The sequence below is a fragment of the Wolbachia pipientis genome (assembly GCF_001752665.1).
Lineage (GTDB): Bacteria > Pseudomonadota > Alphaproteobacteria > Rickettsiales > Anaplasmataceae > Wolbachia > Wolbachia pipientis_A.
In genome coordinates this window covers 31,213-45,424 of record NZ_MJMG01000009.1, presented here as the reverse complement: position 1 = coordinate 45,424, position 14,212 = coordinate 31,213, and the positions used below count along the sequence as shown (strand labels likewise).

Here is a 14,212-nt window from a genome sequence, read left to right as displayed (position 1 = left end):
TCTAATAATACGGTCTATTCTTTTTTAATCTCAATGCTATAGCATCTTCCCATACTTCACCATTACGTAAAAGTTTTTCCTTATTATATATCAATTCTTCTTTTTTTTCTACGGCAAACTCAAAATTAGGACCTTCTACAATCGCATCAACTGGACACGCTTCTTGACAAAATCCACAGTATATACACTTCATCATATCAATATCATAACGTGTAGTACGGCGACTACCATCTTCCATCTCTTCTGCTTCTATCACGATTGCTTGTGCAGGACAAATCACTTCACATAATTTACATGCTATACACCGTTCCTCGCCATTTGAGTACCTACGTAACGCATGCTCACCACGGAAGCGAGTGCTTAGAGGACCCTTTTCCATAGGATAATTTAATGTTACCTTATGTTTAAACATATACTTTAATGTAATAGCAAAACCTCTAATTAATTCTAAACAAAACCAATAAGAAGCCAGTTTCTTAAACACGTTTCATTCCTACAACATTATATCCTGCATCAACATGTAAAATCTCCCCAGTAGTCCCACTACTTAAATCACTTACCAAATATAATGCAGCTTTTCCAACATCTTCAATAGTAATATTACGCTCTAACGGAGCATTATTTCTATGCCACTCAGAAATAAAATGAAAATCACTTATACCGTAAGACGCCAAAGTCCTAATTGGACCAGCAGAAATAGCATTCACCCTAATATTTTGCGAGCCTAAATCACATGCTAAATATTTCACACTTGCTTCAAGTGCTGCTTTACACAAACCCATTACATTATAATTTGGCATTACTTTTTCAGCACCATAATAAGATAAAGTAAGTAAGCTACCACCATTTTGCATAATTTTTTCAGCCCTTTGTGCTAAAGCAGTAAAAGAATAACACGATGTATGCATTGCATTAAGAAAATTTTTTAATGAAATATCAAGGTATTTACCTTTCAACTCATCCTTATCAGAAAATGCCACTGCATGTATTAAAAAATCTAGCATTCCCCATCGCTTCTTTATTATATCAAAAGTATTATCTATAGTTACTTCATCTTGCACATCACAATGCAGAACCAACTCTTCATCTAAGTCAAACATATTTGCTATTGGCAATAATTTTTTTTTGAGACTTTCATTTGGATAAGTAACTGCAAATTCTGCCCCATGCTGATTAAGCACCTTAGCTATACCATACGCTATTGACCTTTCATTGGCTATTCCAGTTATCAACCCTTTTCTTTCTTGCAAGAACTTTATTTCCATAAATCTTAAATGGTTATTGTGACTTCCAAGGAACTATCCTTATGTGTAAAATTAATTTCAGCATTATAACATTTTAACAGTAATAATGTTAGGTAAATATTAATATTTTTCGTATCCAAGTCAATTTTATTTTTATTATTTAATTTATCTGCAAATGACTTGCTAAATTGGCTATGTACTTTAATAATCAATAACATTTTATCTTGCATATCATTTGATAACACTATAGATATCTCGTGTATTCCTGCTATCGCAACTGATACTGTAAGTATTATACTTGCAATGATTTTATTTGTCTTCTCTATCACATCTATTTGAGTATTACAACCAATGATATCCCATACCAGTTTTATTTTTTTTTGTAGTAAATAATTCTCAATATTTGACCTGGTCTGACTAAAACAAGAATTACTATCTGATATAGAATAAGCTTGCTTCATAATTTTATACTTTGCCAATAGATCATTAAAGCTCTCTTTAATTAAAAAAAGAGCTTCCTTTCGCGTACTAGTATCGCCAAATTCAAGTTCCTCAATACCAAATATCACGCCACTCATGGAATTAGCAAAATCATGAAACATACGACTTGAAAATAGCTCTATAGTCAGCAAAATATCTGTTGCATTTTCATTCATTAATTAATTGCAAAAAACTTAAATTGATTTTATCAGCAAGTATATCACTGTCAATAGCGAGAAAATCTTATTGCATTTTTGCGCTTTTCTATTAATATGGTATTAATAATTACAAGGATATATGGCTACCTATGCTAAATCGGGAGTAAATTTAAATTTATATAATAAACTAATCAAAAAAATTAAACCAATCGTTGACAAAACTACAAAAGAAGAAGTAATAAGTGAAACTGGGTTATTTTCTGCGCTATTTGATTTTAGCAAATTAAGCAAGCAATACGATCACCCTGTATTAGTCTCCTCAACTGACGGAGTAGGCACAAAATTACTGATCGCTCAAGAAATAGATAAGCATGATACAATAGGTATAGATTTGGTTGCGATGTGTGTAAATGACCTGTTAACACAAGGTGCCACCCCATTATTTTTTCTTGATTATTTTGCAGCTGGTAAGTTAAAAGAAAACATATTATTATCTGTAATGGAAAGCATTGCTGAAGGGTGCAGGCAAGCTAGAACAGCATTAGTAGGTGGAGAAACTGCAGAAATGCCAGATATGTATAGTGTAGGTCGTTACGATCTTGCAGGCTTTGTGGTTGGTGTAGTTGATAAGAATGCAATTCTTCCCAACTGTAGTGCAATGGAACAAGGAGACTATATAGTAGGTTTAAAATCCAGTGGTATTCATTCAAATGGGTTTTCTTTGGTACGTAACATTTTCAAAGATTTAGGGATAAATTATAATAGTCTATCTCCATGGAATAATAAATTATGGGCAGAAATATTACTTGAGCCTACCAAAATATATGTAGATTCTTTATTACCTATAATGCACTTATTAAAAGGAATAGCACACATCACAGGTGGTGGACTATCAGATAATATTGCACGTATTCTTCCAGACGGTTTTTTTGCAGATATAGATTATACATCTTGGCAATGGCCTGAGATATTTTTATGGCTACAAGATACAGGTAAAGTAACAAAAAGTGAAATGCTTAGAACCTTTAATTGTGGCATTGGCATGGTTCTGATAATATCTCCTAAAAATTTACAAAGTTTAGAAATTTGTTTTAGCGATCAAAAAGCAATGAAGATTATTGGAAAAATTAATAAGCTTTGATTATTTTTATACTTTATTAATACTTTTTAAAGTAAAACATTATTTTTATAAACAGAAATGAAAAGCAATCCATTAGCAGTGATTTTTGATTGGGATAATACTTTAGTTGATACGCAAAACAATATTAGGAATGCTATAAAGCATACCATAGATGCTATGGGCTACAGTAACAAAACTCTTTTAGATAGAAATTTCCATTTATCAAGAAAGGAATATATGATCAGCTTATTTGGTGTGCAATGGAAAGAGGCAAATACAATATATCAACAATATTTAGATGAAGCACTTTTACAAAATATCACCCTTAACCCTGGAGTAGAAGAAATGCTAAAAACATTAAAATCTCATAATGTTTACACTGCTATAGTAAGTAATAAAAGAAACATTAACTTACGTAAAGAGGTTACCTATTTTAAATTAGATAATTATTTCAATAAAATTGTTGGCTCTGGTGACACGCATGAAGATAAACCATATGCAGCTCCTGTATTGTTTGCTCTAGACAAAAGCTTATTACCTATTAATAAAAAAAATGTGTTTTTTATCGGTGATAGTGTAACAGATATTTTATGTGCACAAAATACAAATTGCCTACCTATAGTATATAGCCAATCATTAGTAAATAATTATGAAGACTTGTTATATTTTCAATGCTTTGGTAAACTTAAAGATTTTATAGTAAAATACTTAGGGAATTAATGGAAATCTCAAGCATACGTAGACGTTTTTGTGCATATCTAATAGATACCATAATTCTTATACATGTAAATTTAGTTGCTATACTATTAGTTTTGATACTTGTATTGTTAATACCTGGGCTATCAGTAGAACATTTACCAGGATATTTACATCTTCTTGGAAACTTACTCAGTATATTTACACAATGCAGTTATTTTACTTATTTCCTATCTTCTGATACTCAAGCAACCCCAGGACAACGCTTACTTAACATATGTACAGTTAAAGTAGACAAACAAAAAATAGATTTATGTTTAGCATTTGATAGAACTATTTCTCAATTCTTTTTTCCTGCATTAATATATATTCCGATGACTTTCTTTAAAGAAAGAAATATGTTGATTGATAACATGTTGCTTATTGCAATCTATATAATATTAGGTCTTTTAATTCTTTTAAATCTCTTATGGTACTTAATCGCTTGTTTCTCAGAAAAAAAACAGACATTTCATGACATATTATTTAATACGGTAGTTGTAGTAACAAAAGGCTCTAGTTAGTGTGGAAAAATCTAGGAAAACAAAAAAACTTATTTAATACTCTGTCTTGAGGTGAGTGCTGCTTTTAAAGTACCCTCATCCAGATAATCAATTTCACCACCCATAGGTATACCACAAGCAAGGCGAGTTATTTGTATATTAAGATCTTTAAGTAATTCTATAATATACTGTAAAGTCACCTGACCTTCCAGTGTTGGACTAATTGCAATTATTATCTCTTGAATATGTAAATTCACCACTCTTTTACGAACAGTATCAAGGTTAAGTTCTTGTGGTCCTACACCATTTATTGCAGATAACCTACCGCCTAAAATATGGTATAAACCTGAATATATGTTTCCCTTTTCTAATGCCCATAAATCTCCTAATTCTTCGACTATACATAATAATTTACAATCTCGCTTTGGATCAGTACAGATAGCACATGGAGATTGCAGATCTAAATTTCCACATATATCACACTTAATTACCTGATTTGCTAATTCTAGCATAGATGATACAACCGGCAGCATAATTTTTTCTTTATTTTGTAATAAATGTATCGTAATTCTACGTGATGATGATGGACCGAGACTCGGTAACTTAGATAAAGCATTTACTAAATTTCTGATCTTAATATTCATACTAATTTTAAATATCTATTACTTGTACTGAATATTCCCTGATGTTGAGGTAGTAATTTTAATATGGCTAGTATGTTAATAAACAATAGTGCAGCAATAGAAATGTCTGCAATATCCCATAATAGCCTGACCCTACCAATAGATCCAAAAGGGATGACAACAGTAAAAATTACGGCCCAGATTTTAATATATATATCACTGTCACACACGTAATATATTGTTTGCTTAGTACAAAAGAACCAAGTAAAAATAGTAGTAAACGCAAAACAGAACATTATAGCCATAATGAGGTAGCTCACATAAAATGAGCTAGTAGCTTCCTTAAAAGCAAATATACACATATTGGTACTTTCTAGATCAGTTGTCCAAGCTTCTGTTATCAGCAACACAATGGTAGTAATAAATGTTATTATTACTACTACAAAGGGTGATATTATAGTTATTAGGCTTTGCTCAATAAGAAATCTCACATCATTCTTCTTAGGAACAATTGCAGAATGTACTATTCCTTCCAAACCAAGTCCTATATCTGTTGCAAAAATACCTCGTAGAGCACCTACCTGAATAACATTGAGTATTTCTAAAATTAAACCCAGTGACACTCCAGATGTAACACTACTCATTGTAAAAAAATTATTTACTATTAATTGCATGGAAGGTAAAATGTTTTCTCTAAATTTCAGTAATATTATTCCACACAGTACAAGGTAACTTACAGTCATTATCGGGATTAAAGCTGAGATAAAGATTTTTATCTTATCTAAACTAAGCACTGTAATAATAAAGAAAATTACAGACATTGAAATTCCACCAATAATAACAGGTATATCTACCATATCTAATGGTATAGATAAAGAGTTTACCTGTACTAGATTACCAACAGTAATCGAAGCTATAATCATAATAAGTAAAAATATAACTGTTGCTTTTTTAGAATTAAATGCATCTGCCATGTAAGTGATGGGACCTCCTACAAGTTTATGATTCTTTATTTTTCGTTTTTTTATACTAAGATAACATGTCACATATTTTATAATAGATGTTATCATAATTATTATCACCATCCATATAATAAAACCAGGACCTCCACTTTTCAGAGCAACTGCTGTACCTGAAATATTTCCTACACCAAGATTTCCACCTAAGATTGTAAATAATGCAACTAGTGAAGCAAAGCCATCAACACCTTTTTTACCTCTTAAAAGTGAAATTGCATATGGTAACTTAAAAAGCTGTAACCATTTTAATTTTACTGATAAGTAAATACCTGCAATGAGTACAAGTAATACTGCAGGTAACATCAAAATAGATTTAATTAAGCCAATAAAACTGAAACTTATCATTGTACAATCCTAAGTTCTGTGTACAAAAAATACAAAAGATGGTGGTTTATCTATAATGAAGAATAAACGAGTAGATACTACCATGGAATATTATATAAAAGAAAATGAATTGGAACAAATGTTTCATACACCAGATCTCTTGCGAAATTAATGCTTAGAACCTGTACGCGATCTAAAAGAAAAGGTAAGAATGTATAAGAGAAAACCTTTTGGAGATCAAGAGTTGATTCAGGGAGAGAATTTTGCAACTAAGAAAAAAGAGATGATTGGTGCAATTGTTGAGACTGCATTCTTTTGTTGTGCTGCCAACAAGATGGGTTGTGGAACGCTCCTTTGGACGATTGTGGAAAAACTGCGAGAAACAGCTCAACACTAGCCTGCAAATGGTTGTTTTAGCTTTTGCTGTTTTGCTTTTCAAAAGATTATGAACAGGTTCTTAGAAGATTTTATGGAGTCCAGAAGTATTACCAAAACCATTAAGGTATCTCTGTAATAGTTTTTAAAACAAGAAAAATTTTATCAAAAAGACACATTTTTTACTCTTTTGCAATAATTTTCTGTTTCGCAAAAGATCTATAATAAGTAATAATAAATAGTATAATCAATAAACTTGCACACACGTAGTTATAAACACGTAAATAATTATAACGTAAAAATCCTGTCATTGAAATATTATTATAATATGGTATACTTTAATTATGTTTCAATGATTAAAAATATATTAAATACATGAACAGAAAGGAGGTATCAATATATACTGATGGAGCATGTTCTGGTAATCCTGGTATTGGAGGATGGGCAGCAGTTATTTTATTTCAAAATTATAGAAAAGATATTTCTGGTAGTGAAATTAGTACAACAAATAATAAGATGGAGTTAATGGCAGTAATTAATGGATTAAAAGCATTAAAAGTACCGTGTAACGTTAATTTATATACAGATAGCTTATACGTTAAAAAAGGTATTACAGAATGGATTAACCGGTGGAAAGTGAACGGGTGGAAAACACGTAATAAACAACCTGTAAAAAATATAGAATTATGGCAAGAATTAGATAACATTGCATCTCAACATGTCATTAATTGGCAGTGGGTTAAATCTCACAATGGTGATACATATAATACAGTAGCTGATAATTTAGCAAGAAAAGTATGCGTAAAAAAATTATAATACTATTATTGATAGTTTTTTTGCTAATATTTTTTTTTTGTACTTAAAAGATAAGGATACAGTAGAATTCAATGCTAATTATATTAATTTTTATGTAAAAAATAAAATTTTAAAAATAGTTGATTCTTCAGATATCAGTATAAAAGATAGTGAATTTATTTGGCATAAGAGTAATGAAAATTCATGTTTTAATATTACAGATTTAATAATAGATAATCCTAATTTTACTGTACGTATTCCCAAACTCTCGATCTACTTTAAATTAAGTTCTCTACTAAAAACAAAAACAGATTTATTTCATCTTTTGACAAATGATGTATATATACACATAAAAGACAGACAAAAAACTGCAATAACCAGGCAAGATTTGTTGAAACCAATATGGCAATTATTTCATAATTTAGATGAAAAATCAAGAATTGAAGTCAATAACATAATTATCAATCAGGATGGAGAAAACGAATATTATATTGATAAACTAGATATCAATAAAAAGGAAGTTCTCACCATATGTATGTATACAAACAATAAGAGTAGAATTTTGAAAGACTTGTCTATAACGGTAGAAAATTATAATAATCTTTTAAATGTGTACGGCACATTTGATGACTTGAGGCTAGACAAGTTTGTTCAGGATAATAAATTAATTCAAGATGCAGGATTACAAGGTAATTTGTCATTGAAAATTAATAAGAACAATGAAATTTTAGCAGGAAAAGTACGCATATTAAGTGTTGAGCAAGATGTGCCAACAACGTTAAATAACGTAAACATAACTTTCACATACGAGAATAACATTATTGATATAAAAAATTTCCACTTTAAAGTCAATGACATATATACTTCTGTTAGTGGTAAAATGAATATTAACACAGATCAAGGGCTATTAAGAGTGAATATCAGTAAATTCTCTGTTCAGGATTTATGTGTTTACATTCCAAATAATATAATAAATGATGAATTACGCGCATGGTATTGCAATAATGTCAGCGGAGATATATTAAATATGGTAATCAATTTTGATGGTAATGTAAGAAATCATAATTCTTTTACAACAGTTGCTGATATAGAAGATGCATGTATAAAATTTGATGCTGACTTTGAGCAGGTAAAAAATTTAAATGGTGCTCTGGAATTCAAAAATAATAATCTTAAAATTATTGTAAACAGTGCTGAATTTCAGGATTTTACTATAGATGGTGAGGTTAAAATGGATTCACTTAATAAAGAAAATGCAGTATTAAATATTCATGGTCAAGCAGTAAGTGATGCTTATGCCTTATATGCAACCAAATTAAATAAGATTATTAAAGTTGAAAAAGACAAAATTAGTGGTGCTGCAAAATCTCAATTTGATTTTCAAATTTTGAATTTAAATGTTCATGGTAAAAAAGTTGATTTTTTAGGTGATTTACATTCAAAAATAGATAATTTAACTGTATATAATACAGATATTGGTAACTATGATCTTAACCTTAAGTTTGGGAAGAATTTTATCGCATTCAATGGTGTAAGTGAGGATGAAAAAGTGACATTTGATTTTAAAAAACAGAATAACAATAGTATTTTTAAATTTAATGGAAATTTACCTGCTCAAATTATCAAAAATTATATTAATAAAAATTATATTGATATAGATGGCCATGTAAACCTAGATATAGGATCATCAATAAATTCAGATAATACTGGAGTTATCAATGGCAATATAGATTTATCAAAACTAATATTCAACTCAAGTTATTTAGGGTGGAAAGGTAATATGGAAAGTTTGACATTTTCTGCAGAATTGCATAATGATAATAAACTATTATTAGAAAAGTTGCATATCGCAGGGGATAACATAAATATCAGTTTAAGTGGAAAGCAGGAAAATGAGCATTTATATTTAAGTTCAAATACATTCCAGTTACCTGGTAATGACTTTAATATGACTATTGAATTAAGCAGGAATCAAAACACGCTAACTATTTATGGCAATACGATCAATATAAGTGATATATTAAGTTATATCATTAACAATAACGATAGTATCTCGGAAAATAATATAAAAGTTAGTATGTATGTTGATAATGTAATTATGCAAGAAAATATTATTATTCGTGATGCAAAATTAGATTTATCATGCACACATACTGATTGTAGTGGTAGTAAATTTATTGGACGGTTTTTACAAGATGATAGTAATATTCTTGCGGAATATACCGATATAGGTCTTGAAGTTTATGCAGACAATGCAGGGATGTTTTTGCGTTCTTTAGGTATCAGTAAATCGGTAAAACATGGTAGAATATCTTTTTATTTATCCACTCAGATGGAAAATAATAAACGCTATGGCATGGCATCGATTAGTAGTTTTTATGTTAAAGATGCACCTTTGCTTACTAAACTACTTTCTATGTCTTCCTTTGTAGGAATTGTTAATACTCTCAATAATGAAGGTATTTATTTTGATATATGTAATATCCCTTTTTCATATAGTAATAATATTGTTGAGATTGAAAAATCTAGTTTAACTGCTACAGAACTATATATTACTGCCCACGGTGCGTTCAATATTAACAATTCTAGGTTCCAAATTACAGGAGAAATAGTACCATTATATTTTATAAATAAGCTTATTTCTAACATACCTATTTTCGGTAAGATTCTTACTGGTGGAAGAAGCAGGGGTGTTATTGCTCTAGACTACAAAGCAAGTGGAGATGATAAAAACAACACTACATCGGTGAATTTTATTACTTCAGCCACTCCAAATTTATTTAAAAGAGTTTTAGGAATTTTTGATCATATAATGACCAAAGTGAATAAAAAATATAAAAAAGCACACTAAAGCCATTCTTTTATTCTCTCCAAGTGTGTATAGTCATTAAATCTGAGAAATTTGTCTAAATATGGTGATGCAGTAAAAGGAGTATCAGCACTTAAATAATGAGATAAGAACTGTGGCAAAATATCCTGAAATTCTTGCATTTTTTCTCTATAACCTATCAGAGGAACGATTTTTGCTTGATCATAATCGCATTTCCAATAGGCAAGTTCTGAAATTTTCTTTTTAGTACTAGATTCCACTGCTAGTGCCTGTAGAATTAATTGTATAGGCATAACTTCACTTTGAGACGGAGGTATACCTAATTTATAATCTATAATTGCTAAATTATTATCTGCTAAGTGTTCAATTCTGTCACATTTTATCACTAGAGAAATCTCCTTGGAAATTTTCAAAGAAAAACTTTTTTCAGTTTCAATATGTTGGCTTCTAGTATTACTAGTTTTAATAAAGGATTGAATAATTTTTTGTAACCTTATCCACCACATGCTTGAAAAGTTAGATAAGCATTCTTCTTGCGAAATATCAAAAGAATGCTTTTCAAAAATCTTATGCATAATAGTGCTAAATTCTAATTTAGATAACTTAGCATTTAGATCTTTAAGCTTTCTAATATTGAGTATATATTCAATGTAAAATGTATAAGGGTTACGAATTAATTTTTCTAATGCACTGCAAGATATTAGTTGCATTTTTTCCATTCTAACTTGAACCCCAGGTTTAGGTATAGGTTGTGTACAAGGCATGATATTTGTAACTATATTTTTATAGTTGTATGTCTTTTCCTTATAAAATATTTCTATACGCTTTAGTAAAAGAGATTTTCGCTGATTAGACAACCTTACAATGTATACTTTGTTTGCACAAAACAAATTATATAAAAAATAATTTTGTTCTTCTTGTAAGCAATTTAAATCTGCAAATACCATAACTTTGGTTTTATATAAACTAAAGTTATTTTCTATTGTAGATGTAGAGACAAAGTGTTTTTGAAAAAATAGATTAAGAATTTTACTATATAATTCTAGCGAGCACTTAATTTTTGTATTTTTACATGCATTAACAAAATCTGTAATGATACCAATGCAAGGTAGGCAAGAAAAACATTGTAAATGTGTTGTAACTATTTCAAAAATAGGGCGATTTACCATATGAAGTAAAGGATCTAGAATGGTCTGTAACCTATTGAGAATAATTAATATATCTTTTTGATATTTTATTTTTTTATGCTTGTTGATAGTGTCTATAATATTCTTAAAACCATTAATATTGAAATTACGTAATATTTCTATTTCGAATTCTGTCAAAATTTCAAAATACTTCTCTTGTGTATATCTAAATTCTATCAAGTGATGCTTAAGTAGTGAAAGTAGTGCTACACTATTCCAGTTTGAAGTGAGTAATTCAATACTATAGAGCAAGAGAGTTATATATGAATAATTTGTTATATCATATTGTTTTAATAAACATGTTATACGGATTGCAAGTAGTGGATTATCGATAAGTAATGACACATTATCATATCCTTTATTTTTTATAATCGATGCAATTGATTCTGCTTCCTCTTCTACAGAGTGGCAGGTTATAATTTCAATATGATTATGAACACACTTCTGGACATTTAATTGACTTGTTGTATCAAAAATATAATCAATGATTTTATCAGATTGTTTACCTAAATGTGTAATTTCATCTCTGCTGATATTCATATCATCTAACAGGTTTTTTATGATATATTGATAATGTTTTTTATGCAGTGATTGCCAATTTTTCTCTGAGATTTTAAAATTTAAATTTGGTAAAATCACAATACCATATGGTAGATTATATATTGCTTTGATCAGAGATTGATGTATTTCGTTCTTTTCAATTCCAACAAAAATAATATGTTGAGTATCACGCAATGAAAGTATTATATTATTTATATAATACCTTGTATGTTCTAATCTACTTACCATGCCCAAGTTTTTTAAAGTACTACCCCATGTGTTGATTAGTAACTCTATGAAATTCTCTATCTTTTCTAAATGCTTTATTGGCTCTGATATATTAAGCAGCGGTGCAATACTATATGCTAAATCTATTGGATAATTATCGTTATTTTCTTTGTTCCACTTTAATATGAATTCAATTAATAAAAGTGTTTCATTTTCTGGGGTCAGTACTTGTACTCTATCTGAATTCTGCATTAACTCTTCTTCATCAATATGTTCTAGTGAAGTAATTTCTGGTAGAATCATGCACTTTCCAATTGTAAATGCACCGAGTAGTGCCGTTACATCTCGTTTATGGGGAAGTATTATTTTTAATGCAGATATTTCTTTTTCACTATATTTAGATAATATATATTGTGCTAGTACATTAAAAATAGACTCATCTATATCAATAGAAAAGAGTTTGCCCATTCATTCTAATGGCAGGAGTTTAGTATATTGCTCAGCTTCTAGGTCAAGTCCCAGTGCCGAATAAGACCCAACAAGATATTTAATAGATTGAGATAAATAGATGGAATCTTTATAATTTTCTAATATATTTTGGAAGCGCTTTATCGCTGCTAAGTACTCGCCGCGTTTGAAGTAAAACTGACCTATTGAACACTCTTTTGCTGCTATATGTTCTGTGACTAATTTAACTTTATTTGTTATATCTTCTATATATTCACCGTTTGGGAAAAAATTTATATATTCTGTAGCTAATTCTAAAGTTTTGTAAGCAGCAGATTGTTCAAGTTTTACTTTATTAATCTTCATGTAATAGGCTAATATTCTTAAATAGAATGCATATTCTAGATCTTCACTATTTGGGTAAGTAAATATATATTCATCCAGCTCATTTGCAGCATTACTATATTCTCCCATATTATATCTAGCAATACTAACTAGTAATTTTGCTTGCATTGCACAATAGGAAAGAGGGTATAGATCTTCAATTGATTGTGCAATTCTAATAGCCTGTTTATACTTCTCTTGATTAAAAAGTTGCACTGCTGTATCATATAGGTCAGAATCATTTTTTTGTATTGCATACAACTGTATTGCAATCATTACCAGGATAAAAAAATATGTAATTTTACGCATTTTATTTTGTACACGCATTAAAACTAAATTATAATCCAAATATTGTTTAAACCAATAGAAATATTTAGATAGTATAGCTGAACTAAAAAAGTTAAGTAAAATAGCGGTTATAATAGAAAAAACCATGGATCACGAACTCTTAAAAGAATTTGATATCAATCATCCATTTAGAGAGCTAAAAATAGTGGTTTATTCTACAGAAGGTAATGAAAAGTTGATAAATTATATATTTAACATTTGTGATTAATCAGAATTATACGATGTAAAGGAAGACAGAAGCAAAGCACTTTATTAGGCAATAAAATCAAATGATGTAGAGTGAATTAAGCATCTATTGATAGTGTTATTACCTTATGATCCTAAAGAGATAAATTTAGAATCCTTGAAGGAATTGGTAGTTATACTATTAGAGTTATATGATAAACTGAAGCCAAATCTTGAAAAGGATATGGAAAATTATCTAAAAAAGAAGTTAAAGTTTTACAATTTTCTCAATTATGCAAGAATTAATGAAAAATCTCTATATGGGTTAATAGAGCTATTTAGAGTACAAACTGAAATAGATTATCAAATAGATATGTTGTTACTCTCTCTAATTTTGGAAAAGATAGTAGAAAAAGAATTGTGCGCACAAGTAAATAGTATGATTGGACTTTTAGCAAAATATGAAAGAGTTGATGAATTAAAGTATCAAATAAGGAAATTGCAAACAGAGCTTATAAGTAAGAAAAATGGATATTCCAAAGAGATTATACAATTTAGTATAGAAGAACGAGAAAGTGAAATGAGAGAGATTGAGGCATGTATTAAGCTAACTGATGAGGGAGTAAAGTTGTTGAAAGAGCTTAATTCTGGTAAAATATAAATCCATGCATTACATATTTCCTAGCAAGGCTTGGTTGTAACATAAA

At 29.3% G+C, this 14,212-nt stretch carries 14 protein-coding genes and 1 pseudogene; 8 read left to right on the top strand and 7 right to left on the bottom strand.

Features of this window, described 5'->3' with window-relative positions:
• Window position 1: 1 nt before the first annotated feature.
• The 3 genes from nuoI to BIY23_RS04005 are packed head-to-tail and all read right to left on the bottom strand — an operon-like array spanning window position 2 to window position 1,900.
• Window positions 2-484 carry an NADH-quinone oxidoreductase subunit NuoI gene (nuoI, locus tag BIY23_RS04015; protein ID WP_070065244.1) on the bottom strand — a complete coding sequence of 161 codons (483 nt, stop codon included), beginning with the start codon at window positions 482-484 and terminating at the stop codon, window positions 2-4.
• The gene (locus BIY23_RS04010; protein ID WP_070065243.1) at window positions 477-1,265 is read right to left on the bottom strand and encodes an enoyl-ACP reductase FabI; all 789 of its coding nucleotides are present in this window, start codon (window positions 1,263-1,265) and stop codon (window positions 477-479) included. The genes nuoI and BIY23_RS04010 overlap by 8 nt, the downstream gene beginning before the upstream one ends.
• 5 nt (window positions 1,266-1,270) lie before the next feature.
• Window positions 1,271-1,900, bottom strand: a complete 630-nt coding sequence (locus BIY23_RS04005) for a histidine phosphotransferase family protein (RefSeq protein ID WP_070065242.1) — start codon at window positions 1,898-1,900, stop codon at window positions 1,271-1,273.
• Window positions 1,901-2,021: 121 nt separating this feature from the next.
• Between BIY23_RS04005 and purM the strand changes: the two genes are divergently transcribed.
• From purM to BIY23_RS03990, 3 genes are read left to right on the top strand one after another with little or no spacing between them, the layout of a single operon-like run.
• Complete coding sequence (purM, locus tag BIY23_RS04000) at window positions 2,022-3,023, top strand: phosphoribosylformylglycinamidine cyclo-ligase (RefSeq protein ID WP_070065241.1); 1,002 nt, start codon at window positions 2,022-2,024, stop codon at window positions 3,021-3,023.
• Between the two features lie 57 nt (window positions 3,024-3,080).
• Complete coding sequence (locus BIY23_RS03995) at window positions 3,081-3,722, top strand: HAD family hydrolase (protein ID WP_070065240.1); 642 nt, start codon at window positions 3,081-3,083, stop codon at window positions 3,720-3,722.
• Window positions 3,722-4,261, top strand: a complete 540-nt coding sequence (locus BIY23_RS03990; protein WP_081326561.1) for an RDD family protein — start codon at window positions 3,722-3,724, stop codon at window positions 4,259-4,261. The genes BIY23_RS03995 and BIY23_RS03990 overlap by 1 nt, the downstream gene beginning before the upstream one ends.
• Window positions 4,262-4,290: 29 nt before the next feature.
• Here BIY23_RS03990 and recR read toward each other — a convergent pair whose 3' ends face one another.
• Entirely contained in the window at window positions 4,291-4,878 is a 588-nt protein-coding gene (recR, locus tag BIY23_RS03985) for a recombination mediator RecR (protein WP_186820158.1), read from the bottom strand.
• Window positions 4,879-4,880: 2 nt separating this feature from the next.
• Window positions 4,881-6,227: an alanine:cation symporter family protein gene (locus BIY23_RS03980; RefSeq protein WP_070065238.1), complete on the bottom strand. Its 1,347-nt coding sequence runs from the start codon at window positions 6,225-6,227 to the stop codon at window positions 4,881-4,883.
• Window positions 6,228-6,511: 284 nt separating this feature from the next.
• Here BIY23_RS03980 and BIY23_RS05015 point away from each other — a divergent pair.
• The 3 genes and pseudogenes from BIY23_RS05015 to BIY23_RS03965 all read left to right on the top strand — a co-directional run.
• Window positions 6,512-6,655, top strand: a pseudogene (locus tag BIY23_RS05015) (IS5/IS1182 family transposase); the annotation flags it as partial.
• A 301-nt stretch (window positions 6,656-6,956) separates the two neighbouring features.
• Window positions 6,957-7,397: a ribonuclease HI gene (rnhA, locus tag BIY23_RS03970; RefSeq protein ID WP_070065236.1), complete on the top strand. Its 441-nt coding sequence runs from the start codon at window positions 6,957-6,959 to the stop codon at window positions 7,395-7,397.
• 37 nt (window positions 7,398-7,434) lie between these two features.
• Window positions 7,435-10,227: a YhdP family protein gene (locus BIY23_RS03965; RefSeq protein WP_315940527.1), complete on the top strand. Its 2,793-nt coding sequence runs from the start codon at window positions 7,435-7,437 to the stop codon at window positions 10,225-10,227.
• Here BIY23_RS03965 and BIY23_RS03960 read toward each other — a convergent pair.
• A complete protein-coding gene (locus BIY23_RS03960; protein WP_070065235.1) occupies window positions 10,224-12,629 on the bottom strand; it encodes a PD-(D/E)XK nuclease family protein in 2,406 nt (801 codons plus the stop codon). The genes BIY23_RS03965 and BIY23_RS03960 overlap by 4 nt on opposite strands.
• Window positions 12,630-13,319 carry an outer membrane protein assembly factor BamD gene (bamD, locus tag BIY23_RS03955; protein WP_390903706.1) on the bottom strand — a complete coding sequence of 230 codons (690 nt, stop codon included), beginning with the start codon at window positions 13,317-13,319 and terminating at the stop codon, window positions 12,630-12,632.
• A 106-nt stretch (window positions 13,320-13,425) separates the two neighbouring features.
• Here bamD and BIY23_RS05565 point away from each other — a divergent pair, with 106 nt between their 5' ends.
• Window positions 13,426-13,548, top strand: coding sequence for a hypothetical protein (locus BIY23_RS05565; RefSeq protein ID WP_261722520.1), 123 nt, complete (start codon window positions 13,426-13,428; stop codon window positions 13,546-13,548).
• Window positions 13,549-13,635: 87 nt separating this feature from the next.
• Complete coding sequence (locus tag BIY23_RS03950) at window positions 13,636-14,166, top strand: hypothetical protein (RefSeq protein ID WP_148115225.1); 531 nt, start codon at window positions 13,636-13,638, stop codon at window positions 14,164-14,166.
• Window positions 14,167-14,212 lie beyond the last annotated feature (46 nt).

Coding starts and splice junctions, on each gene's coding strand:
- BIY23_RS04010 (WP_070065243.1), bottom strand. CDS start 1,265: ATGGAAATAAAGTTCTTGCAAGAAAGAAAAGGGTTGATAACTGGAATA.
- BIY23_RS04005 (WP_070065242.1), bottom strand. CDS start 1,900: ATGAATGAAAATGCAACAGATATTTTGCTGACTATAGAGCTATTTTCA.
- purM (WP_070065241.1), top strand. CDS start 2,022: ATGGCTACCTATGCTAAATCGGGAGTAAATTTAAATTTATATAATAAA.
- BIY23_RS03995 (WP_070065240.1), top strand. CDS start 3,081: ATGAAAAGCAATCCATTAGCAGTGATTTTTGATTGGGATAATACTTTA.
- BIY23_RS03990 (WP_081326561.1), top strand. CDS start 3,722: ATGGAAATCTCAAGCATACGTAGACGTTTTTGTGCATATCTAATAGAT.
- BIY23_RS03980 (WP_070065238.1), bottom strand. CDS start 6,227: ATGATAAGTTTCAGTTTTATTGGCTTAATTAAATCTATTTTGATGTTA.
- rnhA (WP_070065236.1), top strand. CDS start 6,957: ATGAACAGAAAGGAGGTATCAATATATACTGATGGAGCATGTTCTGGT.
- BIY23_RS03960 (WP_070065235.1), bottom strand. CDS start 12,629: ATGGGCAAACTCTTTTCTATTGATATAGATGAGTCTATTTTTAATGTA.
- bamD (WP_390903706.1), bottom strand. CDS start 13,319: ATGCGTGTACAAAATAAAATGCGTAAAATTACATATTTTTTTATCCTG.
- BIY23_RS05565 (WP_261722520.1), top strand. CDS start 13,426: ATGGATCACGAACTCTTAAAAGAATTTGATATCAATCATCCATTTAGA.